The following is a 22,272-nucleotide window of genomic DNA, read 5'->3' on the forward strand; positions in this document are numbered from 1 at the left end:
TTTAGCGCTGGAACGGGTAAACCGAGCCCAGCTGCAGGATTGACGATAACGCGTCCAGCGCCTCGCGCCCTTCGCGCAGCAGCTGCGGGTCAACCAGATCGGCCTGCGTTAACCGGTCGCGATAGTAGCGGTCCACCCAGTCATTCAGGGTGTTAAAGAGCGTCTCATTCATCATGACTGCCGGGTTAACGGCCTGCATTTCATTTGGCGTTAACACGACCCGCAGGCGCAGACAGGCGGGGCCACCGCCGTTGGCCATGCTTTCGCGCAGGTCAAACACGCGCAGCTCGTCAATCGGGTTATCGGCCTTCACCAGTTCGGTGAGATAGCGCCACACGCCCTGATGGTCCCGGGACTCCTGCGGCAGCACCAGCATCATGCTGCCGTCATCGCGGCTCAGCAGCTGGCTGTTGAACAGATACGTTTCCACCGCGTCCTGCACGCTGACCGCCTGCGTTGGCACCTGGATCGGCATAAAGCCGGGCACGCGTTCGCGCAGCGTGGCGAGCAGCTTATCCTGATGGGCAAAGGCCTGCTCATGGCAGAACAGCACCTGGCGGTTGGAGACGGCTATCACGTCGTTATGGAACACGCCCTGGTCGATCACGTGCGGGTTCTGCTGGGCAAAAATCACCTGGGAAGGATTGACCTGGTTCAGGCGCGCAACCGCCTGGCTGGCCGCCAGCGTCTGACGCGCTGGATAACGGGTAGGCGCGGTATGGCCGCCCTCTTCCCGACCGTAGATAAACAGCTGCACGGCGGGATCGCCGTAATCGCCCCCCAGCCGGTTATGGTTGGCCGCGCCTTCGTCACCAAACATCGCCACCTGCGGCAGGGCCTGATGGATCTCAAAATGGGTTTCATGCTTGAAAATGGCGCGCAGCACGCGCTCGGTGGTCTCCGCTTCGGTGGCGCGGTGGAATTTGTTGTTCAGGTTCGCCACCGTCAGGTGGACTTTACCATCCAGCGTATCGGCCGACGGGGCGACGGTGGCCGCGTTTGCCACCCACATTGAAGAGGCAGAGCTTGCCGCAGAGAGCAGGTGCGGCGTCTGCGTACCCGCTTTTTCGACGACCTGCTCGTCCGTACCGCTAAAACCTAGCTGGCGCAGCACCGCCACGTTCGGACGCTCCTGTGGCGGGATCACCGCCTGCGGGAAGCCGGCATCCGCCAGCGCCTTCATTTTTAGCAGCCCCTGCTTCGCCGCCAGCTTCGGGTTGGAGACCTGGAAGCGGTGCTTCGTCGAGGCTTCATTACCAAAAGACAGGCCGGCATAGTGGTGCGTCAGCCCCACCAGCCCGTCAAAATTGACTTCACGCGCTTTCATGTCGGTCCCCTTCGCTAAAATCCAGCCCCGGATTGAGCGTCTCCGGCAGCGTCAGCGCCGGGGTCTCCAGGCTCGCCATCGGCCACGCGCAGTAGTCCGCAGCATACCATGCGCTGGCGCGATGGTTGCCCGAGGCGCCCACGCCGCCGAACGGCGCGGTGCTCGCGGCCCCGGTCAGCGGTTTATTCCAGTTCACGATCCCGGCGCGCGCTTCCAGCAGCAGCCGATCAAACTTCTCGCGATGTTGCGATATCAGCCCGCTCGACAGGCCATAGCGGGTGTTATTCGCCATCGCAATGGCCGCATCAAAATCGTCGTAACGCCACACGCACAGCAGCGGGCCAAACACCTCTTCATCCGGCACGCTGCTCGCGCCGCTCATCTCAAGAATGCCCGGCGTCAGCAGCGAGGTACCCGGCTGAACCAGCTTTGGCTCCAGCAGGGTTTTCGCCCCGCGCGCTACATGGTCTTGCCAGGCTTTGAGCACGTTCAGCGCGGCCTGTTCGGAGATCAGCCCGCCGATAAACGGCTGCGGGTCGGCATCCCACGCGCCAGGCACCAGCCGCGCGCTCACCTCTGTCAGACGCTTCAGGAAGGCATCACCCTGCGCGCCGCGCTTGACCAGCAGGCGGCGGGCGCAGGTGCAGCGCTGTCCGGCGGTAATAAAGGCGGACTGGATCGTCAGGTGCACCGCAGCGTCGATATCATCAGGATCTTCGACAATCAGCGGGTTATTGCCCCCCATCTCCAGCGCCAGAATTTTCTCCGGCTGCCCCGCCAGCTGGCGGTGCAGCTGATAGCCCGTTCCGGCGCTGCCGGTAAACAGCAGGCCGTCGATATCGCTCAGCGCGCTCAGCGCCTGGCCGGTTTCCCGACCGCCCTGCACGAGGTTCAGCACGCCCGGCGGCAGCCCGGCCTGCTCCCACAGCTTCACCACCGCCTCGCCGGTTAACGGCGTAAGCTCGCTCGGCTTGAAGATGACGGTATTGCCCGCCAGCAGGGCGGGCACAATGTGGCCGTTCGGCAGATGCCCCGGGAAGTTATACGGGCCAAACACCGCCAGCACGCCGTGCGGACGGTGGCGCAGCGTGGCCGCGCCGTCCGGCATCTCGGTATGCTGCTCGCCGGTGCGGACGTGGTACGCCTTAACCGAAATGGCGATTTTATTGATCATCGCCGTCACTTCGGTCGCCGCTTCCCAGCGCGGTTTGCTGGTTTCGGAGGCGATGATGCGCGTCAGTTCGGCCTTGTTCGCCTCCAGCAGCCCGGCAAATTTTTCAACAAGCGCCTGGCGCTCGGCGAAAGGCCGTTTTGCCCACGCGGGAAACGCGCGGCGTGCGGCACGGCAGGCCTGCTCGACCTGCGCGGCGCTGGCGTCATTTCCCTTCCACAGAATTTCTTTTCCTACCGGGTTGGTCTTTGTGCGCTGTTCGCCTTCGCCTGTTACCCAGTCACCGTTAATCCATAATGTCATGCTGTTTTCTCCTCAGGGCAGAGACGCACCAGGCGAACCGTATCGCCGGCGTTACATTTCAGGGCATCAAGCTCTGCAGCCGTCAGCACCAGACGTTCACATTTCGGGTTGGTCCGCACCAGCATGGCGCGGAAGTTGGCGTAATTTTCGTTCGCCACCAGGCACGCCGGCCAGTCACCCGGCGCGGGCTGGCCTTCGGATACCTCAACCAGGCGGCTTTTGCGGATCGCGCGCACGCGGTCAATATCGCACTCAAGCGTCGGCCCGCCGTCAAAGATGTCCACATAGTTACGGTAGCGGAAGCCCTCTTTCTCCAGCACCGCGCGGGCCGGCGCGGTTTGCGGATGCACTTCGCCAATTACCGCCTGCGCTTCCGGCGTTAAGAAATGGGTATAGATAGGATGTTTAGGCATCAGCTCCGCGATAAACGCTTTCTGACCGGTGCCGCAGAGATAGTCCGCCCGGCTGAACTCCATCGAGAAGAAGCGCTCGCCCAGGCTCTCCCAGAAGGGCGAGTAGCCTTTGTCGTCGATCACACCGCGCATCTCTGCCACCACTTTTTCGTTAAAGCGATCGCGGAAGGCGGCCATAAACATAAAGCGCGATTTAGAGAGCAGATAGCCGTTGCCCTCTTTGCGCCACGCCGGGTCGAGGAACAGCGTGCAGAGCTCGCTGGCGCCCGTGTGGTCATTACAGAGAAACAGCGTGGGCAGCGCGTTATAGACGTTCAGCTCTTTCGAGGCATGAACCATCGTGCCGACGCGGTAGTTGTACCACGGGTCGTTAAGCCCGACGGCCACTTCGATGGCGCAAATCCCGGCCACGGTTCCCGTGTCGGTGTCTTCCAGCACGAACACGTAACCCTGTTCGCTTTTTGGCAACGTCCCCTGCCAGGTTTGCAGGGCGCGCTCAATGCGCGCCGACAGCGTTTTTTCATCGGCAGGAAGCGAGGTCAGCCCGCCTCCCGTCTTACCGGCAAGCTGCATGAGCCCGGCGATATCGCCGCGCTCAACGGGACGGATGACCATCATGATGACACCCCGGATTTCACCTTCTCACACGCCAGCGCAAAACGGTCCAGACCGGTTTGCACCTCTTCCTCACTCACAATCAGCGCAGGCGCAAAACGCACCACGTTGGCACCGGCAATCAGCACCATCACGCCCGCTTTTGCCGCTTCCTGTGAAATAAGCTTCGCTTTTCCGGCAAACTCAGCGGTGAGTTCGCAGCCGATCAACAGCCCCAGGCCGCGAATTTCTTTAAACAGGCCAAGCTTGCCGTTGATGGCGTTCAGGCGCTCAACGAACCACTCGTGACGCTGCTTAACGCCCTTCAGCACCTCAGGGGTGTTAATGATGTCGAGAACCTGTCCGGCGACGGCGGTTGCCAGCGGGTTGCCGCCGTAGGTGGTGCCGTGGGTGCCCACGGTCATCACGCTGGCAAATTTTTCGGTGGTCAGCGTCGCACCAATCGGGAAGCCGCCGCCCAGCGCTTTGGCGGTAGAGAGAACGTCCGGCGTCACGCCGTAGTGCATATAGGCATACAGCTCGCCGGTGCGGCCCACGCCGGTCTGCACTTCGTCGAAAATCAGGACCGCGTCGTGGCGGTCGCACAGCTCGCGCAGCCCCTGCAGGAATGCCTTTTGCGCCGGAAGCACGCCGCCCTCGCCCTGCATCGGCTCGACGATCACCGCGCAGGTGGTGTCGTTAATCAGCTCGCTGGCGGACTGCAGATCGTTATAGACGCCGTGACGAATATCCGGCGGCAGCGGAGCGAAATCCTGCGAATAAGAAGGCTGGCCGCCCGCGCTCACGGTAAAGAGCGTGCGCCCGTGGAAGGCATTTTTAAACGCCACAATCCCGCTCTTGTGCGTCCCAAACTTATCGTGGGCATATTTACGTGCCAGCTTCAGCGCCGCTTCGTTGGCTTCCGCCCCGGAGTTACAGAAAAAGACTTTTTCGGCGAAGGTCGCGTCAATCAGCTTTTTCGCCAGGCGCAGCGCGGGCTCGTTGGTAAAGCCGTTGCCGGTATGCCAGAACTTCGCAGCCTGGTCGTTCAGCGCCTGACGCAGCGCCGGGTGGGCATGACCCAGCGCGTTCACCGCAATCCCCCCGGCAAAGTCGATATACTCTTTACCCTGCTGATCCCACAGGCGTGAGCCTTCCCCGCGAACCGGAATAAAAGCCGCCGGAGCATAAACCGGCATCATCCATTCATCGAAATTTTCACGCGTAATTGACAGAGACATAGCGACCTCATCCGGTAAATAAAAAGTTATTTGAATGTTAAATAATTGAGTGTTTGCACTGTGAATGTAGATTGCAGCCTTCGTGCCAGCCAGCGATAAAATTGCATAAACGGGTTGAGGTAACAGAATATCAATAGGTTACAATATGGAGTTATTCACTGTTAGTGCATAAAAAGTGAATATTTTTACGACAAGCGGCGCTTTGCCGCATGAAAATCAGAAAGAGTATGCAGAGGCCAAATATAATTCTGGAATTGTGATCGCTCGCGAAATTTATTGGCCATTTACGCCCTGTTTGAGGGCGAAGCGCGTCAGAATGGTGCAAATATTGCACCACCGGCATTATCTGTCGCAGTTATTGGTCGAACCCGGTAACAGTTGACGCAAATTCTGCTACCATCCATGCACTATTCACCTTGCACTGGCAGCGACTATGAAATTTGTCTCTTTTAATATCAACGGCCTGCGCGCCCGCCCTCATCAGCTTGAAGCCATTGTTGAGCAACATCAGCCAGATGTGATCGGCCTGCAGGAGACCAAGGTTCACGACGACATGTTCCCCCTCGAAGAGGTGGCGAAACTCGGCTACAACGTCTTTTACCACGGTCAGAAAGGTCACTATGGCGTCGCGCTGCTCACCAAAGACACGCCGGTTTCCGTGCGCCGCGGCTTCCCCGGCGACGGTGAAGAAGCGCAGCGCCGCATCATCATGGCGGAAGTGCCTTCCGCGCTCGGGAACATCACGGTCATTAACGGCTATTTCCCGCAGGGCGAGAGCCGCGATCACGAGACAAAATTCCCGGCCAAAGCGAAGTTTTATCAGGATCTGCAGAACTACCTGACGACCGAACTGAAAAAAGAGAATCCGGTACTGATCATGGGCGACATGAACATCAGCCCGACGGATCTGGATATCGGCATCGGCGAAGAGAACCGCAAGCGCTGGCTGCGCACCGGCAAATGCTCCTTCCTGCCGGAAGAGCGTGAGTGGATGGAGCGTCTGCTGGGCTGGGGCCTGGTGGATACCTTCCGCAATGCCAACCCGGAAACGCAGGATCGCTTTTCGTGGTTTGACTACCGCTCGAAGGGCTTTGACGACAACCGCGGCCTGCGTATCGATCTGCTGCTGGCCAGCACGCCGCTGGCGGAGCGCTGCATTGAAACCGGGATCGACTACGACATCCGCAGCATGGAAAAACCGTCGGACCACGCGCCGGTATGGGCTAAATTCAAGCTGTAATCGCGCGTGAACATGCGAAAAACACTCTTCCTGTGCGCCCTTCTGGGCGCATTTCTTATGACATTTGTCATTCTGCCGCCTGACACGCTCTCTCTGGCAGGAGTAAAAACGCACCAGCAGGCCCTACTTTCCTATGTCGACCGCGCGCCGCTGCGTAGCGCGCTGATCTTCTTTGCGCTTTACGTGGCGGTGTCCGCCCTATCGATACCCGGCGCGGCGGTTCTGACCCTGCTGGGCGGGGCGCTTTTTGCCCTGTGGGAAGGCGCCGTGCTGGTTTCATTTGCCTCCACGCTCGGGGCCACGCTGGCGATGCTCGCCAGCCGTTACCTGCTGCGCGACTGGGTGCAGCGGCGGTTTGCCCGGCAGATGACAACGGTGAACGCCGGCATGGCGCGCGACGGCGCGGGCTATCTTTTTGCCCTGCGCCTGATGCCGCTGTTCCCGTTTTTCCTGGTGAATTTACTGATGGGGCTGACCCGCATCACGGTGCGGCGCTACTGGTGGGTCAGCCAGGTCGCCATGCTGCCCGCAACGGTTATCTTTCTGAACGCCGGGCGGGAGCTGGGAAAAGTGGCATCGCTTCGCGATATTTTGTCGCCGGGCATGGTATTCGCCTTTACACTACTGGGGTTATTACCGCTGGTTACGCGCCGGCTGTTTTCCCGTTATCTCCCTTCTGCTAAAAAGTGAGGCATTATGCGCCGTGTGCGTTTTTGCACGTTTCTGACCGGTCTGTTGCTGGCAGCCCCCCTCTATGCCGCCGACGGCTGGCACGCTATTCAACAGCAGGCCAAAGGACAAACCGTCTGGTTTAACGCCTGGGGCGGCGATCCGGCGGTCAACCGCTACCTTGAGTGGGTTAGCGGTGAGATGCAAACGCACTATGCCATCACCCTAAAAATCGTCCCGCTGGCGGATGCCGCCGATGCGGTCAAACGTATTCAGACGGAAGCCGCCGCAGGGCGTAAGACCAACGGCTCGGTCGATCTCCTGTGGGTGAACGGCGAGAACTTCCGCACCCTCAAAGAGGCTAACCTGCTGAAAACCGGGTGGGCGCAGAGTCTGCCCAACTGGCGCTATGTCGATACCCGTAAGCCCGTCACGGAAGATTTTGCCATTCCCACGGACGGCGCGGAATCGCCGTGGGGCGGCGCGCAGCTGACCTTTATCACCCGCAAAGCCAGCATGCCGACGCCGCCGCAGGATCCGCAGGCGCTGCTGGCGTACGCGCAGCAGCATCCGGGCAAGGTGAGCTATCCTCGCCCGCCCGATTTTACCGGCACGGCCTTTCTGGAGCAGCTGCTGCTGACGCTTACGGCGCATCCCGAGGCGTTACAAAAAGCGCCTGATGATACGTTTGCCCTGGTTACGGCGCCGCTCTGGGCCTACCTCGATAAACTGCACCCGCTGCTGTGGCGTGAAGGGAAAGACTTCCCTCCTTCCCCCGCCCGGATGGATGCCCTGCTCGCCAGCGGCAGTCTGAACCTGTCGCTGACCTTTAACCCGGCGCATGCGCAGCAAAAAGTGGCGAGCGGAGAACTGCCTGCCGACAGCTACAGCTTTGGTTTTCGCGACGGGATGCTCGGCAACGTGCATTTTGTGGCTATTCCGGCCAACGCCAGCGCGAGCGCGGGCGCGAAGGTAGTCGCCAATTTCCTGCTGTCGCCGCAGGCGCAGATCCGCAAGGCCAACCCGGCCGTGTGGGGAGACCCGAGCGTGCTGGATGCGAAAACGCTGCCAGACGGTGACGCGAAACAGCTGCAGGCCCATACGCCTCAGGGGCTGCCGAAGGTGCTCCCCGAGCCGCAGTCCGCGTGGGTGAACGCGCTGGAGCAGGAATGGCTGCGTCGTTACGGCACCCGTTAGGCTGGCTTGTCTGGCTGGCGATGGCGGTGATTTATCTGCCGATCCTGCCCGCTGGCACCGTGCTGTTCGCGCCGGCATTCTCCGTGACGAACTGGCAGCGGCTGCTGAACGATCCTCAGCTGCCGCAGGCAGCCGTTGCCACGCTGGTCTCAACGCTTATCGCCACGCTGGGAGCCCTGCTTATCGCCCTTTCCCTCGTGGCTCTTTTCTGGCCCGGCAACCGCTGGCGGCGCCTCAGCACGCGCCTGCCGTGGCTGCTGGCGATCCCCCACGTAGCCTTCGCCACCAGCGCGCTGCTGCTGTTTGCCGAGGGCGGACTGTTTTATCAGGTTTGTACCGCCTGTTCGCCGCCGCTTGACCGCTACGGCGTTGGGCTGGGCCTGACGCTCGCGGTCAAAGAGAGCGCGTTTGTGCTGTGGGCCATTTACGCCGGGCTGCCGGAAAAAGGGCTCGCGCAGCAGAAGATCGTCCTGCAAACCTTCGGCTACGGGCGTTTTCAGACGCTCAGCTGGCTGATCCTTCCGGCGATCGCGCCCGTCCTCGGGGCGGTGATGCTGGCGGTGCTGGCGTGGTCGCTGTCGGTTGTGGACGTGGCGATCGTTCTCGGGCCCGGCAACCCGCCCACGCTGGCCGTGCTGGCCTGGCAGTGGCTGAGCCAGGGCGACGCGCAGCAGCAGGTAAAAGGGACGCTGCTGTGCCTGCTGCTCCTTCTTTTACTGGCCACGCTTGCCGCGCTGGGGTACGGCCTGTGGAAGGTCTGGCGTCGCGCTATTCCGGACCTGAGCGGGACGCGCCGCAGGTTGCATATCGCGCTGCCAGAGCGCGCATTCAGCGGGTTTCTGCCCGCATGCGGCCTCCTTTGCGCCGCCGTGCTGTTGATGCTGGCGCAACGGGACGACGTGGGTCCCGTGGGCACCAGCCTCTCCTTCGGTCTGCTTTCGAGCCTTATCGCCCTCATCGTCATTTTTCTCTGGCTGGAATGGGGGCCGCAGCGCGGTGCGGCGTGGGTGTGGCTACCGCTCGCCCTTCCGGCACTGCCGCTCGTGACCGGGCAATACGCAATTGCTTTGCATCTGGAACTCGACGGAGGCTTTATCGCCGTCCTCTGGAGCCATCTGCTGTGGGTACTGCCGTGGATGCTGCTGGTGCTCCAGCCCGCGTGGCGGCGGATCGATCCCCGGCTTATCCTTACCGCCAGAACGCTCGGCTGGCGGCGGGCAAAAATTTTCTGCCTGCTGAAATGTCCCCTGCTGGTGCGTCCTGCGCTGCTGGCCTTTGCCACCGGCTTTTCCGTCAGCATGGCGCAATATATGCCGACGCTCTGGCTGGGCGCGGGGCGTTTCGCCACGCTGACCACCGAGACCGTCGCGCTCAGCAGCGGGGGCAGCATCCCGGTTCTCGCTAACCGCGCCCTGGGATTACTGCTGGTCACGGGCGTCGTATTCGGTCTTGCCGCGCTGTTATCCCGGCTCGCGGGCCGCTACCGTCAAGGATTACGTTAATGCTTAAGGTCAACGATCTCACCATCGAACCGCTTTTCCGCGAGGTCAATTTTTGCGTACCCCGCGGGGAGATTGTCACCCTGATGGGACCGTCCGGCAGCGGCAAATCGACCCTCTTTGCCTGGATGGTTGGCGCGCTGTCAGATAATTTTCACGCGCGGGGCGAACTGTGGCTCGACGAACGCCGCTGCGACGGTTTGCCCGTTGAATCCCGCGGCCTGGGGATTCTTTTTCAGGACGCGCTGCTGTTTGACCCGTTCAGCGTTGGGCAAAACTTGCTGCTGGCCTTGCCTGAGCGGATCGCGGGACGCGCACGGCGGGAAGCGGTCGAGCAGGCGCTGGATTCCGCCGGGCTTGGCGGTCATTACGCCAGCGATCCGGCCACGCTTTCCGGCGGTGAGCGCGCCCGGGTTAGCCTGCTGCGCGCCCTGCTCGCAGAGCCGCAGGCGCTGCTGCTGGACGAACCGTTCAGCCGCCTCGATAAAGCGTTACGCACGTCGTTCCGGGCATGGGTGTTTGACGCCGTCCGCGCGCGCAATATTCCGGTGGTGCTGGTCACCCATGACGAGGACGATATTCCGCCCGGCGGCGAGGTGATGGAGATTTCTCGCTGGCAATAATGTGCTAACGCAATGTTTTCCGTTTCGGGAGAGACGACAATGCCCCCCTCTTTTACTGACGTCAGGTTTTTCGATGAAACGTGTTTCTCAACTGACCGCGCTGGCCCTGATCTGCGGCCTCGCCTCTTTTTCCTCTCTGGCAGCTGATATGGCCAACGCGATGACGCTGTCTCAGCTTCAGGCGCAGCACGGCGCGGCAATCGACACCCGCCCCAGCGCCTTCTATAACGGCTGGCCGCAGACCCTCAGCGGTCCTTCCGGGCACGAACCCGCAGCGCTCAACCTGGCAGCCGCCTGGCTTGACGCAATGAGCGACGAGCAGATTGCGCATTGGGCCAGACAGCATCAGCTGACGCCGGCAACGACCATCGCGCTGTACGGCGACGACGGCGCCACTCAGGCGGTGAAAGCCCGCCTGGAGAAAGCCGGATACCGCCATGTTTCGTTCCTCAGCGATGCCCTCCAGTCGCCCGACCGCCTGCAGCGTCTGGCGCACTTTGAACAGCTCGTCTACCCCCAGTGGATCCACCAGCTCCAGCAGGGCAAACCGGTGACCGCCGCGCCGGCGGGCGAATGGAAAGTCATAGAAGCGGCATGGGGCGCGCCGAAGTTTTACCTGCTTAACCACATTCCCGGCGCGGGCTACATCGACACCAACGAGGTGGAAAGCGAGCCGCTGTGGAACAAAGTTTCCGACGACAGGCTGAAATCAATGCTGGCGAAGCACGGGATCCGTCACGATACCACCGTCATTCTGTATGGACGTGACGTTTACGCCGCCGCGCGCGTGGCGCAGATTATGCTCTACGCGGGCGTGAAGGATGTGCGCCTTCTCGATGGCGGCTGGAAGGCGTGGTCAGATGCAGGTCTGCCGGTTGAGCGCGGCACGCCCGGCAAAGTGGCGCCTGCTCCTGATTTTGGCGCGCCGATCCCCGGCCAGCCGCAGCTGATGGTGGATATGGAGCAGGCGCGCGGCATGCTGCACCGTCAGGATGCCTCCCTGGTCAGCATTCGTTCGTGGCCGGAGTTTATCGGCGAAACCAGCGGCTACAGCTACATCAAGCCAAAAGGTGAAATTGCCGGCGCCCGCTGGGGCCATGCGGGCAGCGATGCCACCCATATGGAAGACTTCCATAACCCGGATGGCACCATGCGCAGCGCGGACGATATCGCCGCCCAGTGGAAAAGCTGGAATATCCTGCCGGACCAGCACGTCGCGTTTTACTGCGGCACCGGCTGGCGAGCGTCAGAAACCTTTATGTACGCCCGGGCGATGGGCTGGAAGCACGTCGCCGTCTATGACGGCGGCTGGTATGAATGGAGCAGCCACCCGCAGAACCCGGTCACCGCCGGAGCGCGCGGGCCAGAGAGCGCTCTCTAACGGGTGAGTGACTTCAGCGTCACGTAGCCGCTCCAGATGCGCGTTGTGGTGGTCAGCCAGCACAGCGCGCCGAATATCCACGCGAACAGCGTAAAGTGCGCCGGAAACAGGCAGCACAGCACGAACAGCGCGATCGTCTCCGTCCCTTCCGTTAACCCGCCGATATAGTAAAACGACTTGTGCGCATAGCCGGGGTTGTCGATATTATGCTTCGCCGCCAGCGCGGCAAAGGCGAGAAAACTGCTGCCGGTGCCGATAAACGCGAACAACAGCCAGGCGGCCGCCAGCGCATTCTCGGCCGGTGCAGCCAGCGCAAAGCCAAACGGCACCAGCGCGTAGAACAGAAAATCGAGGGCGATATCCAGAAAACCTCCCGCATCCGTCAGCCCTCTCCGACGCGCCAGCGCGCCGTCCAGGCCATCCAGCAGGCGGTTCAGGACGATGGCAACCAGAGCCGCCGGATACCAGCCGAGGGCCAGAAACGGCAGCGCCAGCAGGCCGATAGCAAACCCGGCAAGGGTTAGCCCGTCGGGCGTAATGCCCGGCTTATCCAGCACGGAAACCAGACGATTCAGCGCGGGCTTTACCCGCGGGTGCAGGTGACGGTCAAGCATCAGGCTTCCCTTTAAACGTGGCGCACAGCCCCTGCGCCGGAATATCCAGCGCGGCATTAAACCGGGCCGAGAGATTCTGAAAGGCAATGAGCGCCGTCATTTCAGTGATGGCATCATCCGTAAAGTGGCGTTTCATCGCCGTTTTGACTGCCTCATCCACCCGTGGCGGCGTGGCGGTCACGGCCTCCGCATAGGCCAGCGCCGCGCGCTCCTGTTCACTGAACAAGTCAGAATCTGACCAGCCGCTCACGGCCTGGACTTTATCCAGCGCGCCGCAGCGCTCGGCCAGGCGCAGGCTGTTGGCATCAATGCAGAACGCACAGTGGCAGAGCTGCGATACGCGCGTCATGAGCAGCGAGCGCAGCACGGGCGTCAGGCGCGCTTTTCTGCGCTCCAGAAACCCCACAAACAAGGCGACCAGCCAGAACAGACGCGGCACGCGTCCCCACCAGCGCGTGGGGTTCAGCACGGTGCCGAAGTGTTTTTGCTGCACGGCGGCAATGGGTTTTACGCTCGCCGGAAGGGTTGGGACGGGATCTACCCAGGTGGACGTCTCTTTCACCTGATTCTCCTGATGGCTGGACTCTTTGAAAGGGCACGATAATATGGCGTTTTTCGCTATCAAGTATTGACGACCATGCTAAAAACAGTCGATGTCGTTGCGGCCATCATCGAAAAAGACGACAAAATTTTACTGGCGCAGCGCCCTGCTCACGCCGACCAGCCGGGTATGTGGGAGTTCGCTGGCGGTAAAGTGGAGGCCGGAGAAACCCAGCCTGAGGCGCTTATCCGCGAGCTGCGTGAAGAGTTAGGCATTGAGGCGCAGCCTGAGCAGTACGTGGCAAGCCATCAGCGCGAAGTATCGCAGCGGTTAATCAACCTGCACGCCTGGCACGTACCCCGCTTCAGCGGAGAGTTAACGGCGCACTACCACAGCGCGCTGGTGTGGTGTACGCCGGAAGAGGCGTTCGGCTACAGCTTAGCCCCGGCGGACATTCCGCTGCTGGAGGCGTTTATTCTTTTACGCGACGCCAGACCAGCGGATTCGTGCTGATGGTACGTTCATCGCGCTGGCACTGGAGCAGCACGCCATCCGCCTTCACGACGGCCCCTTCAGAATAGTTTTGATCCTGGTAGATGCAGCACTGGTTACACGGCTGCGCGCGCTGGCCGCTGGAGCTAAACACCTCCGGCGGCACATTCACTTCTACGTCCGGGCGAATGCGGTCAGCCTGCGCGCCTGCGGTCAACATTAATGATAACGCGGCCATCACATAACGGTTCATAGACTTCTCTTCCTGTTGTGTCCTGATAATGACTATAACGGTAAATCGGGGAGAATCTTTAATTTAGCGCGTCATCGCTTTTTGTTATGACGCGGCCCGGGTCATTAATTTCCCTTTCGGCAAACATTTCCGCTTGCTTCACAAAGCGGTACGGGTGGTATAGTCAAAAAAACAACACAAATCGCATAAGCAACATACATAAATTACTATAAGAGGTTCTTATATCTATGGATCAGACACGCTCTCTGGAAAGTTTCCTTGCCCATGTTCAGCGGCGCGACCCGCACCAAAGCGAGTTTGCTCAGGCCGTTCGTGAAGTAATGACCACCCTCTGGCCGTTCCTTGAAGAAAACCCGCGCTATCGTCAACTGTCGCTGCTGGAGCGTCTGGTTGAACCAGAACGCGTGATCCAGTTCCGCGTGACCTGGGTGGATGACCGCAACCAGGTGCAGGTCAACCGCGCCTGGCGCGTGCAGTTTAACTCCGCCATCGGTCCGTTTAAGGGCGGCATGCGCTTCCACCCTTCCGTGAACCTGTCGATTCTGAAATTCCTCGGCTTTGAGCAGACGTTTAAAAACGCGCTCACCACCCTGCCAATGGGCGGCGGTAAAGGCGGGAGTGATTTCGATCCAAAAGGCAAAAGCGAAGGCGAAGTGATGCGTTTCTGTCAGGCGCTGATGACCGAGCTCTACCGCCATCTCGGCCCGGACACCGACGTACCGGCGGGAGATATCGGCGTGGGTGCCCGCGAAGTGGGCTTCATGGCCGGGATGATGAAAAAACTCTCCAACAACAGCGCCTGCGTCTTTACCGGTAAAGGATTATCGTTTGGCGGCAGCCTGATCCGCCCTGAGGCGACCGGCTACGGCCTGGTTTACTTCACTGAGGCAATGCTCAAGCGTCACGGCTTAGGTTTCGAAGGGATGCGCGTGGCGGTCTCCGGCTCCGGTAACGTGGCGCAGTACGCTATCGAAAAAGCGATGCAGTTTGGCGCCCGCGTGGTGACCGCCTCTGACTCTAAAGGCACGGTGGTGGACGAAGCGGGCTTTACGGCTGAGAAGCTGGCGCGCCTGTGCGAAATCAAAGCCAGCCGCGATGGCCGACTTGCCGATTACGCCGCAGAGTTTGGCCTGACGTATCTGGAAGGCAAACAGCCGTGGGGCGTGCCGGTGGATATCGCCCTGCCGTGCGCCACGCAAAATGAACTGGACGCAGACGCCGCGCGCACGCTGATTACCAACGGCGTGAAGGCGGTGGCCGAAGGGGCGAATATGCCGACCACTATCGAGGCAACGGATCTGTTCCTGGAGGCGGGCGTGCTGTTTGCGCCGGGCAAGGCGGCGAACGCGGGCGGCGTGGCGACGTCCGGCCTGGAGATGGCGCAAAACGCCGCGCGTCTCGGCTGGAAGGCGGAAAAAGTGGATGCCCGTCTGCACCACATCATGCTCGATATTCACCACGCCTGCGTGGAGTACGGCGGCGAGGCATCGCAAACCAACTACGTGCGCGGCGCGAATATCGCCGGGTTCGTGAAGGTGGCGGATGCGATGATTGGGCAGGGTGTGATTTAACAGAGAACCGCCCGGCGCGAGGGTGTCGCCGGGCTATAAGCGTACCACTATTCCAACCAGCAGCAGCACGCCGCTGCTGGCGATCAGCAGTGAAACAACGCTCTGCCTGCGCAGCAGGCCGCACAGCATGGCCACCCCGAGCGTCAGCAGCAGGAACGCACTCACCGCATACAGCGGTTCGCCGCCGTGCAGCCAGCGACGCAGACAGAGAAGAGCCGGGACCAGCGTCGCCCATCCGGTACGATGCCAGGCCAGCAGCGTTCGCTCCGGCTGTCGCCCCGGATCGCGGTTCACTGCGAAGCCTGCCAGAGCATAACCGCAAGCAAGACTGCCAACACCATGATAAATCCCCCCAGCAGGAGTAACCCTCGCGTATAGGGTAGATCGCTGCCCAGGCGCATCGCGTATTCATTGTGACGCCAGCGCCGCCAGGCAATGATACCCAGCGCAGAGGCGGCGCTCAGCAGCAGCGCCGTAAGCGTCGTGCGCAGCCCAACGGAGGAGAGCTGAGGTGAGAATTGTTCTATCCCCACCGCTCCCGCCATCAGGGCCAGCGCGGTGCGGATCCACGCCAGAAAGGTACGCTCATTTGCCAGCGTAAAACGGTAGTCCGGCGTTTTGCCCGCCAGCCACCATTTCCCCCGCGGACGTGGAGGAACAGACGAATTATTCTCCTGAAGACTCACGTTTGATTCTTTCCTTAATCAACAATTCCTTTATGGAAAGCCCGGTTGAAGCGCTGTCGCGCAGGTTGTGCCGGGTGATTTCGGTACAAAGGAATTCAATAATAAAAAGCTGAGAAAGCCGCGTGGCGATGGAGTCGCCCTGAAACGGCCCTGCGCTGCCGCAGGTTAACAGCCAGGTGTCGGCAAGCTCGATGAGCGGCGACTGAAGGTTATGGGTAATCGCCAGGCAGTGCGCCCCGGCCTTTCGCGCGAGTCGGAAAGCGTTGACCACCTCCGGCGTTTCGCCCGAGTGAGAAAAGGCCACGACCAAATCTTCCTGCTTAAGGTTGGCGAGCTTCAGGGTCATGGTGAAACGATCGGTGTACGCCTCCGAGTCGATCCCCTGGCGGTTCATTTTATCCCTGGCTTCCATGGCGGACAGACCCGATGCACCAAACCCCACAAACAGCACCCGGCTGGCCGTCAGAAAACGATCGACGACCGGATGCACCACCTTCATATCAAGCAGACCGATGGTCTCTTTCACCGTGGTATCCAGCGTCAACGCAATTTTCTGCGCCACCTCGTTGCGTGAATCGTCCAGGAAAATATCCGGCGACACCGGCAGAGGCTGCTCGCTCTCCTCAAGCAGCTCGCGCTTCAGCGCCGCCTTTAGATCCAGCAGGCCGCCATAGCCAATCCTTTTACAAAAACGTACGATCGTTGCCTCACTGACCTGAATCGCCTCTGCCAGTCGGCTGACCGGCATCTGCGCCACCTGAGCAGGCTGCCCCAGAATAAACCCGGCGATGTGGCGATCGGTCTCGCTTAAGCCGCCCAAAATATTGCTGATATAGACCCTCACGTTTTCCCGATTCACGCTCATGGCGACGTTTCGCTCCTTTTGCGATAAAGACTGCCCGTATTCTGGCAATCCCCCGCTCATGCGTCCACCGCAAAGCGTAACCGGACGGTAAAAGTCTGGCTTTCTCCGGCGGGCAGATGCTGCATGCCGCGCTTGTTAACGGTCTGCCCGTCAGCATCCGGGGCATCGGTGGTGCCAGCGAGCGGTTCAATGCAGAGCAAATCCGCTCCCGGCACGCCCCACAAGGCCAGCCAGGGCTGTTCGCCGGTCTCCAGCGTTAAGGCGAGCGTGCCGTCGGGGGCACGAACGCGAATCACCCTGTGCTGGCAGTCGCCAAAATAGACAGCCCCTGCTGCGAAGCTTGTCCCTGTTAGCGCAAAACGGGCGACACACCGCTGAGACCCGTCTGTTTTTAGCGTGCGATTATCGGTAAAGAACGGGCCGGTCACCGCCGGGCTGAACTCCACCCACCACCCGGAGCGGGAAGCAACGGGCAGAGCAAAGCCAGGATGCCAGCCAGCCGAATAAGGCAACGTTCTGCTGTCCTCATTGATCACCGTCTGCTGAAAAGTGAGTCCACAGGCGTCGAGGGCAAACGCCAGCCGCACCCGCCAACGGCGCGGCCACTGTTTGCGCGCCTGCGGGGTGGAACAGGCTTCCAGCGTCAGCCTGTCCGGGCTCTGCTCAACACAGTAGAACGTTTGCTCCCGAAGAAAACCATGCGCCGGGAGCGGCCAGAACTGGCCGTCCAGCCAGAGTCCGTCGTGTATCAGCCTCCCGACCACCGGAAAAAGCTGCGTGGCCGTATGGTTCCAGACCGCCGCCTGCGGCTGCCATAACCGTTCTGTGCGCATTTGCTTGTGCCAGAGGCTGACCAGCTCGCCGCCGGATGCCCGTACCGTTGCCGTAAAGTGCTCGTTTTCCACCGTCCACATGGCGTTACGCTGTCCTTAATAACAATCGGATCTGGTAGACCAGCGCCCGATGCGGATCCCCTTTAAAAAAGGCGTCGATGAGGGAAAAAATCTCGGCCTCGCGGACTGTTTTCCCTTCGGGCAGGTGGGCCAGCAGGACGTCGCGGGATATCCCCTGAGCCTGCCCGGCGCGGAGGATAAAACGCAGGGCTTCTTCCACGCCATGATGCTCGCACTCGGCCAGAAGATTCAGCCGTGACCAGCGCTCGGCGAAGGCCGACTCGCGCGCGGCGCCGATCGCGTCCAGTTCGAAACGGATATACAGCTCCGAAGGCGCATCGTGCGCCTGCATCATCGCGCGCATCGCCTGCGCGTAATGCAGCGTTTTTTCACCGTCCGCCAGCGAAACCGTCTGCCCCGGATCGGTTCGCAGATCAAACAGCTTATCGCCGAAGCGCCACGGATTGAGGTAGCCAAAGGTGGCCGGGATCTGCATTACCTGCGCGCCTTGCGTAAAGTCAAACCCCGGATGGAGAGCGATATTTTGCAGTTCACTCACGTTAAACATGCTGTCGATGCGCGTGGGCATCAATGTGTATTCATACAGACGGCCTTTACCCTCCTCTCGTGGGCAGCGCATATAGACGTAATCGCCGTCGGTGATATTAATATGACCGCCAAAGTAGCCGAACAGGGCGTAGTCACGTACCGGGGCGTCGTGCGCGACAGCCTCGCGCAACGGCCGCCCGGTCATTGATGCCGGGGGCGGCACATCAAAATAGTCGAGCAGCGTGGCCGGTATGTCGATGGTCTGCGCCAGCGCCTGCCGCCTCACCCCGTAGCTGCGGCTGCGCGGATCGCGGATGAAAAACGGCGTGTTGGCGATTTCGTTGTAGACCGGCATGATATTTTTGCCCCACCACTGGTGCTCGCCGAGCAGGAAACCGTGATCGGTGCAGACGATAAACAGCGTGTCATCCCACAGGTTCAGCGCCTTGAGTTTATCCATCACCTGCCCGAGATAGTCGTCGCACAGGGTGACCAGCGCCTGGTAAAACTTCCTCACCTTTTCGTCGTTCTGCCCGCCGGGCGCACCGCAATAATAGGGAACCCAGCCGTCGAACTCATCGGCAGTACAGCCATACTGCGCGAGGTATTTTTCCGGGACAAAAAACGGCTCGTGAGGATCAAAGCATTCGATCTGCAGGAACCAGTTATCCTGGTGCTGGTTAACCTCAAGGAAGTCCATCCCCGCCTGGATAGTGCGGTGCGTATAGTGATCTTCCTGCGCGGGCATTGCGGCTCGGTTTATCAGATCCTGCGTCATTCGTCCGCTGCGCCTGCGCAGCGTGTCTTCATCTTCTAGCCCCTGCCAGGCAATGGTCGGTTTCTCGACCTGACCTTTCCAGCAGTCCCCCTCCTGACCGCGAATAAACTCAAAGGTGGAGTAGCGGGTATGGTAGGTGGCTCCGCCGTCCCGCCAGTAATGTTTGTGGTCGGTAACCAGATGCGTATGGATCCCGGCCTGGCGTAAGGCCTGAAAGGTAGAGAAATCAAACGGCTCCAGTGGTCCCCAGCTGCGATGCAAAAAGTTATAGCGGCCGGTATGCAGCTCCCGGCGGGCGGGCATGCAGGGCATGCTGCCAACGTAAAAGCGGTCGAACTGCGCCGATGCCTGCGCAAGCCGGGTGAAATTGGGGGTAATCGCCTCGCCACCATAGGGGGCAAGATGATGGCGGGTTAGCGTGTCGAACATCAACATAACTGCTTTCATAAGACGTCTCTCTTTATGAACCGATAAATTCTTCGACTTCGTTTTTGATCAGGGTGACATGAGGCCCATAGACCACCTGCACCCCTTCCCCACGAATAAAGGCGCCGCGGCTGCCGAGCCGTTTAAAGTCATCAACGACAACCTTTTTTGCATTCTTCACCGTTACGCGCAGTCGCGTGGCGCAGCAGTCCACGTCGACGATATTGTCGCGTCCTCCCAGCGCGCGCACGATCCCTGCTGCACGTTCATTGCCTGCAATGGCGGCCTCCACGGCCTCCTCGTCCTGCTCACGGCCAGGCGTCTTCAACTGTCGCCACTGGATCAGGAAGCGGAAGGAAAAGTAGTAGAGGCAGAACATCACCGCACCAAGCGGCAGCATCAGCAGCCAGTTCGTTTTGGCGTTGCCCTGAAGCACGCCAAACAGCAGAAAGTCGATAAGTCCGCCGGAGAAGGTTTGTCCGACGGTGATTTGCAGGATATGAGTCAACATAAATGCCACGCCGGTTAACACGGTGTGAACACCGTAGAGCAGTGGCGCACAAAACATAAACGCAAACTCCAGCGGCTCGGTGATGCCGGTGACAAATGCGGTTAGCGCGGCGGAAAGCATCAGGCTGGCGACTTTTTTACGGTTCTCCGGCCGAGAGGCGTGGTAGATAGCCAGTGCGGCCCCTGGCAGACCAAACATAAAGTCAGCAAAGCGGCCAGCCATAAACCGCGACACGCCAATGTAGTACTGGGTGACCGCTGGGTCAGCAAGCTGGGCGAAGAAAATTTTCTGCGTCCCCTGCACCACCTGACCGTTAACCACCGCCTCTCCCCCCACGCTGGTCAGCCAGAACGGGAGGTAGAACAGGTGGTGCAGGCCGAGCGGGATCAGGCATTTAAGGATCATGCCGTAGAACAATGTCCCCACGTAGCCTGTTTTTTCCACCAGCCCACCGAGATGGCTGATGCCTGCCTGAATATGCGGCCAGACAAAGAAGAGCGCCACGCCGAGAAAAATGGCGAAGAACGAACTGAGGATGGGCACCAGGCGCGAGCCGCTAAAAAAGGCCAGCAGATCCGGCAACGCCGTTTTACCGAAGCGTTTATGCACCCACCAGGCCAGCAGCCCGCTCATAATGCCGCCCATCACGCCGGTTTGCAGGCTGACGATCCCAAGGACGTTCGCTTGCCCCGCTGCGGCCAGATTATCTGTCGCCAGCGTGCCTGAAAGCAGCAGCGAGGCGTTAATGGCCTTATTCATGACGATATAACAGAGCACCGCCGCCAGCCCGGCAGTCCCTTTGTCGCTACGCGCCATTCCAACCGCGATCCCCACCGCAAACAGTAGCGAAAGGTTATCGAACACCACGCTTCCGCATAGCTTCATGACGGTAAAAAGGGTCTGGAACAGCGTGCTGTCCAGCATCGGATAGGTCGCAAGCGTGACCGGATTGGTAAAGACGCCACCAAAGCCCAGCAACAGCCCGGCCGCGGGAAGAACGGCAATTGGCAACATAAACGACTTACCCAGATTTTGTGCGCCCGCAAACAATTTGCTCATAAAAGCCCCTGATATTGGCGAAATGAAGTTTATATTTCATGTTATTCGTGTTTATATGAAATCTATATTTCGATCGTTTTTTTATAATGTCAAAACCCAGTGAGAGAAAAGTGAACAGCATCACCTTTTTTCTCAAAGGCTAAGGAGCCCGAATGAACCGTCCGTTTCATCTGATGGCCAAATCCGTGAGCTATCAATGCAACATCGCCTGCGACTACTGCTTTTATCTGGAAAAAGAACACGGGACGCTTCAGCCCCGCAAGTCGTCGAGACACATGGATGACGCAACGCTTGAGGCCTTTGTCCGGCAGTACATAGCGGCAAATCCGGGCCCGGAGGTGGAATTTACCTGGCAAGGCGGCGAGCCGACGCTGGCGGGCATCGCGTTTTACGAGCAGGCGCTGCGGCTGCAGCAAAAATATGCGGACGGGAAGCGCATCACGAACAGCATTCAGACCAACGGAGTGCTCATCGACGAAGCGTGGGCCACGTTCCTCGCTGCAAACCATTTTCTTGTGGGATTATCGGTTGACGGCCCCGCCTGGCTGCACGATCGCTACCGCAAAACCCGCAGCGGAGGCTCAGTATTTGACAAGGTTGTCCGCGCAATGTCGCTGCTACAGCAGCACCGTGTCGACGTGAATGTTTTGGCTGTCGTAAATAACCTCACGGCCGAGCATCCGCAGGAAATCTATCTTTTTCTCACTCGCGAGCTGGGGGCCAAATTTGTGCAGTTTATCCCTGCCGTCGAGCAAAGGACGCCAGGGGAGAAATACGGTGAACTGCTTTATCCGCAGTCGCTATGCGGAGGAAAAGTTACCGAGTGGTCAGTATCCGGTGAGCAGTGGGGAACGTTTATTAACGGCGTTTTCGACGTGTGGGTTCGGCAGGATGTGGGCCAGGTGTATGTCCAGCTGTTTGACAGCGCCCTTGCCGCGTGGCTCGGGGAAACGCCCTCTTTATGCGTGATGCAGTCATCCTGCGGTTTTGGGCTGGTGGTTGAGCAAAACGGTGATGTCTACAGCTGCGATCACTACGTTTATCCTGAACACCGCCTGGGCAATCTGCGACGGGATAGCCTGGCAAAAATGGCCCACGGCAAACAGCAGCGGAAATTTGGCTTAGCGAAAACCGCCGTCTGTGCAGAGTGCATGCGCTGCGACTGGCGCTTCGCATGCCACGGCGGGTGTCCTAAGCACCGTATCCATAAAAGCGGTCAACGCTGGCACAACCATCTTTGCGCAGGCTATAAAGCCATGTTCAGCCATATGGATCCCTATATGCGCTTTATGGCGGAGCAGATCCGCCATCAGCAACCGCCTGCCAACGTGATGGCCGTCGCCGGGATGATTGCCGGCAGCAATTGAGGTCCGTCG

The 22,272-nt window shown here is 60.1% G+C and carries 22 protein-coding genes; 9 read left to right on the forward strand and 13 right to left on the reverse strand.

The genetic code is table 11. From position 1 onward, the window contains the following. Nucleotide 1: 1 nt before the first annotated feature. Genes astB through astC form a run of 4 tightly spaced genes read right to left on the reverse strand, consistent with a single transcriptional unit; the run spans nt 2 to nt 5,049 of the window. Nucleotides 2–1,327, reverse strand: coding sequence for an N-succinylarginine dihydrolase (gene astB / locus OSH03_RS03200; RefSeq protein WP_266178254.1), 1,326 nt, complete (start codon nt 1,325–1,327; stop codon nt 2–4). Further along, complete coding sequence (gene astD, locus OSH03_RS03205; protein ID WP_266178255.1) at nt 1,314–2,801, reverse strand: succinylglutamate-semialdehyde dehydrogenase; 1,488 nt, start codon at nt 2,799–2,801, stop codon at nt 1,314–1,316. The genes astB and astD overlap by 14 nt, the downstream gene beginning before the upstream one ends. After that, nucleotides 2,798–3,832 (reverse strand): arginine N-succinyltransferase, encoded by a 1,035-nt coding sequence (astA, locus tag OSH03_RS03210; protein WP_061098507.1) that lies wholly within the window; start codon nt 3,830–3,832, stop codon nt 2,798–2,800. The genes astD and astA overlap by 4 nt, the downstream gene beginning before the upstream one ends. Further along, entirely contained in the window at nt 3,829–5,049 is a 1,221-nt protein-coding gene (astC, locus tag OSH03_RS03215) for a succinylornithine/acetylornithine transaminase (protein WP_061098508.1), read from the reverse strand. The genes astA and astC overlap by 4 nt, the downstream gene beginning before the upstream one ends. 433 nt (nt 5,050–5,482) lie before the next feature. Here astC and xthA point away from each other — a divergent pair, with 433 nt between their 5' ends. The 6 genes from xthA (at nt 5,483) to OSH03_RS03245 (ending at nt 11,658) form a co-directional block, all read left to right on the forward strand. Then, on the forward strand, nt 5,483–6,289 hold the full coding sequence (xthA, locus tag OSH03_RS03220; RefSeq protein ID WP_032644863.1) for an exodeoxyribonuclease III: 807 nt from the start codon (nt 5,483–5,485) through the stop codon (nt 6,287–6,289). Nucleotides 6,290–6,346: 57 nt separating this feature from the next. Next, entirely contained in the window at nt 6,347–6,979 is a 633-nt protein-coding gene (locus OSH03_RS03225) for a TVP38/TMEM64 family protein (RefSeq protein WP_277614541.1), read from the forward strand. A 15-nt stretch (nt 6,980–6,994) separates the two neighbouring features. Beyond that, the gene (locus OSH03_RS03230) at nt 6,995–8,155 is read left to right on the forward strand and encodes an ABC transporter substrate-binding protein (protein ID WP_420909754.1); all 1,161 of its coding nucleotides are present in this window, start codon (nt 6,995–6,997) and stop codon (nt 8,153–8,155) included. Next, nucleotides 8,128–9,657 (forward strand): ABC transporter permease family protein, encoded by a 1,530-nt coding sequence (locus OSH03_RS03235; protein WP_266178258.1) that lies wholly within the window; start codon nt 8,128–8,130, stop codon nt 9,655–9,657. Before OSH03_RS03230 ends, OSH03_RS03235 begins: the two co-directional genes overlap by 28 nt. Beyond that, entirely contained in the window at nt 9,657–10,277 is a 621-nt protein-coding gene (locus tag OSH03_RS03240; RefSeq protein ID WP_266178259.1) for an ATP-binding cassette domain-containing protein, read from the forward strand. Before OSH03_RS03235 ends, OSH03_RS03240 begins: the two co-directional genes overlap by 1 nt. Before the next feature lie 73 nt (nt 10,278–10,350). Further along, nucleotides 10,351–11,658 carry a sulfurtransferase gene (locus OSH03_RS03245; protein ID WP_266178260.1) on the forward strand — a complete coding sequence of 436 codons (1,308 nt, stop codon included), beginning with the start codon at nt 10,351–10,353 and terminating at the stop codon, nt 11,656–11,658. Here OSH03_RS03245 and OSH03_RS03250 read toward each other — a convergent pair. Both OSH03_RS03250 and OSH03_RS03255 read right to left on the reverse strand, forming a co-directional pair. Then, nucleotides 11,655–12,272, reverse strand: a complete 618-nt coding sequence (locus tag OSH03_RS03250; RefSeq protein WP_266178261.1) for a CDP-alcohol phosphatidyltransferase family protein — start codon at nt 12,270–12,272, stop codon at nt 11,655–11,657. The genes OSH03_RS03245 and OSH03_RS03250 overlap by 4 nt on opposite strands. After that, entirely contained in the window at nt 12,265–12,834 is a 570-nt protein-coding gene (locus OSH03_RS03255) for a carboxymuconolactone decarboxylase family protein (RefSeq protein WP_266178262.1), read from the reverse strand. Before OSH03_RS03255 ends, OSH03_RS03250 begins: the two co-directional genes overlap by 8 nt. Before the next feature lie 75 nt (nt 12,835–12,909). Between OSH03_RS03255 and OSH03_RS03260 the strand changes: the two genes are divergently transcribed. After that, the gene (locus OSH03_RS03260; protein ID WP_266178263.1) at nt 12,910–13,326 is read left to right on the forward strand and encodes a pyrimidine (deoxy)nucleoside triphosphate diphosphatase; all 417 of its coding nucleotides are present in this window, start codon (nt 12,910–12,912) and stop codon (nt 13,324–13,326) included. Here the strand turns inward: OSH03_RS03260 and OSH03_RS03265 are convergent. Then, complete coding sequence (locus tag OSH03_RS03265; protein WP_028012780.1) at nt 13,286–13,558, reverse strand: YnjH family protein; 273 nt, start codon at nt 13,556–13,558, stop codon at nt 13,286–13,288. The two genes, OSH03_RS03260 and OSH03_RS03265, sit on opposite strands and share 41 nt — an antisense overlap. 227 nt (nt 13,559–13,785) lie before the next feature. Between OSH03_RS03265 and gdhA the strand changes: the two genes are divergently transcribed. Further along, nucleotides 13,786–15,129, forward strand: a complete 1,344-nt coding sequence (gene gdhA, locus OSH03_RS03270; protein WP_266178264.1) for an NADP-specific glutamate dehydrogenase — start codon at nt 13,786–13,788, stop codon at nt 15,127–15,129. A 33-nt stretch (nt 15,130–15,162) separates the two neighbouring features. On the opposite strand, the gene OSH03_RS03275 is transcribed toward gdhA, so the two are convergent. The 6 genes from OSH03_RS03275 to OSH03_RS03300 are packed head-to-tail and all read right to left on the reverse strand — an operon-like array spanning nt 15,163 to nt 20,896. Next, on the reverse strand, nt 15,163–15,423 hold the full coding sequence (locus OSH03_RS03275; protein ID WP_266178265.1) for a DUF202 domain-containing protein: 261 nt from the start codon (nt 15,421–15,423) through the stop codon (nt 15,163–15,165). Beyond that, on the reverse strand, nt 15,420–15,815 hold the full coding sequence (locus tag OSH03_RS03280; protein ID WP_061098519.1) for a YidH family protein: 396 nt from the start codon (nt 15,813–15,815) through the stop codon (nt 15,420–15,422). Before OSH03_RS03280 ends, OSH03_RS03275 begins: the two co-directional genes overlap by 4 nt. Then, on the reverse strand, nt 15,796–16,680 hold the full coding sequence (locus tag OSH03_RS03285; protein WP_266178266.1) for a MurR/RpiR family transcriptional regulator: 885 nt from the start codon (nt 16,678–16,680) through the stop codon (nt 15,796–15,798). The genes OSH03_RS03280 and OSH03_RS03285 overlap by 20 nt, the downstream gene beginning before the upstream one ends. Nucleotides 16,681–16,736: 56 nt before the next feature. Continuing rightward, nucleotides 16,737–17,594 carry an aldose epimerase family protein gene (locus OSH03_RS03290; RefSeq protein WP_266178267.1) on the reverse strand — a complete coding sequence of 286 codons (858 nt, stop codon included), beginning with the start codon at nt 17,592–17,594 and terminating at the stop codon, nt 16,737–16,739. A gap of 4 nt (nt 17,595–17,598) precedes the next feature. Continuing rightward, on the reverse strand, nt 17,599–19,347 hold the full coding sequence (locus OSH03_RS03295) for a sulfatase (RefSeq protein ID WP_266178268.1): 1,749 nt from the start codon (nt 19,345–19,347) through the stop codon (nt 17,599–17,601). A 13-nt stretch (nt 19,348–19,360) separates the two neighbouring features. Beyond that, on the reverse strand, nt 19,361–20,896 hold the full coding sequence (locus OSH03_RS03300; RefSeq protein WP_266178269.1) for a PTS transporter subunit EIIC: 1,536 nt from the start codon (nt 20,894–20,896) through the stop codon (nt 19,361–19,363). A gap of 152 nt (nt 20,897–21,048) precedes the next feature. Here OSH03_RS03300 and OSH03_RS03305 point away from each other — a divergent pair, with 152 nt between their 5' ends. Further along, nucleotides 21,049–22,263 (forward strand): anaerobic sulfatase maturase, encoded by a 1,215-nt coding sequence (locus OSH03_RS03305; RefSeq protein WP_266178270.1) that lies wholly within the window; start codon nt 21,049–21,051, stop codon nt 22,261–22,263. Nucleotides 22,264–22,272 lie beyond the last annotated feature (9 nt).

The organism is Enterobacter nematophilus (assembly GCF_026344075.1).
GTDB lineage: Bacteria > Pseudomonadota > Gammaproteobacteria > Enterobacterales > Enterobacteriaceae > Enterobacter > Enterobacter nematophilus.

What these genes read in the sequence shown, in the direction of transcription:
- OSH03_RS03300 (WP_266178269.1), bottom strand. Translation starts at nt 20,896, where the DNA reads ATGAGCAAATTGTTTGCGGGCGCACAAAATCTGGGTAAGTCGTTTATG.
- OSH03_RS03305 (WP_266178270.1), top strand. Translation starts at nt 21,049, where the DNA reads ATGAACCGTCCGTTTCATCTGATGGCCAAATCCGTGAGCTATCAATGC.
- OSH03_RS03290 (WP_266178267.1), bottom strand. Translation starts at nt 17,594, where the DNA reads ATGTGGACGGTGGAAAACGAGCACTTTACGGCAACGGTACGGGCATCC.
- OSH03_RS03235 (WP_266178258.1), top strand. Translation starts at nt 8,128, where the DNA reads ATGGCTGCGTCGTTACGGCACCCGTTAGGCTGGCTTGTCTGGCTGGCG.
- OSH03_RS03240 (WP_266178259.1), top strand. Translation starts at nt 9,657, where the DNA reads ATGCTTAAGGTCAACGATCTCACCATCGAACCGCTTTTCCGCGAGGTC.
- astD (WP_266178255.1), bottom strand. Translation starts at nt 2,801, where the DNA reads ATGACATTATGGATTAACGGTGACTGGGTAACAGGCGAAGGCGAACAG.
- OSH03_RS03265 (WP_028012780.1), bottom strand. Translation starts at nt 13,558, where the DNA reads ATGAACCGTTATGTGATGGCCGCGTTATCATTAATGTTGACCGCAGGC.
- gdhA (WP_266178264.1), top strand. Translation starts at nt 13,786, where the DNA reads ATGGATCAGACACGCTCTCTGGAAAGTTTCCTTGCCCATGTTCAGCGG.
- astB (WP_266178254.1), bottom strand. Translation starts at nt 1,327, where the DNA reads ATGAAAGCGCGTGAAGTCAATTTTGACGGGCTGGTGGGGCTGACGCAC.
- OSH03_RS03225 (WP_277614541.1), top strand. Translation starts at nt 6,347, where the DNA reads ATGACATTTGTCATTCTGCCGCCTGACACGCTCTCTCTGGCAGGAGTA.
- xthA (WP_032644863.1), top strand. Translation starts at nt 5,483, where the DNA reads ATGAAATTTGTCTCTTTTAATATCAACGGCCTGCGCGCCCGCCCTCAT.
- OSH03_RS03285 (WP_266178266.1), bottom strand. Translation starts at nt 16,680, where the DNA reads ATGAGCGTGAATCGGGAAAACGTGAGGGTCTATATCAGCAATATTTTG.
- astA (WP_061098507.1), bottom strand. Translation starts at nt 3,832, where the DNA reads ATGATGGTCATCCGTCCCGTTGAGCGCGGCGATATCGCCGGGCTCATG.
- OSH03_RS03260 (WP_266178263.1), top strand. Translation starts at nt 12,910, where the DNA reads ATGCTAAAAACAGTCGATGTCGTTGCGGCCATCATCGAAAAAGACGAC.
- OSH03_RS03295 (WP_266178268.1), bottom strand. Translation starts at nt 19,347, where the DNA reads ATGAAAGCAGTTATGTTGATGTTCGACACGCTAACCCGCCATCATCTT.
- astC (WP_061098508.1), bottom strand. Translation starts at nt 5,049, where the DNA reads ATGTCTCTGTCAATTACGCGTGAAAATTTCGATGAATGGATGATGCCG.
- OSH03_RS03250 (WP_266178261.1), bottom strand. Translation starts at nt 12,272, where the DNA reads ATGCTTGACCGTCACCTGCACCCGCGGGTAAAGCCCGCGCTGAATCGT.
- OSH03_RS03245 (WP_266178260.1), top strand. Translation starts at nt 10,351, where the DNA reads ATGAAACGTGTTTCTCAACTGACCGCGCTGGCCCTGATCTGCGGCCTC.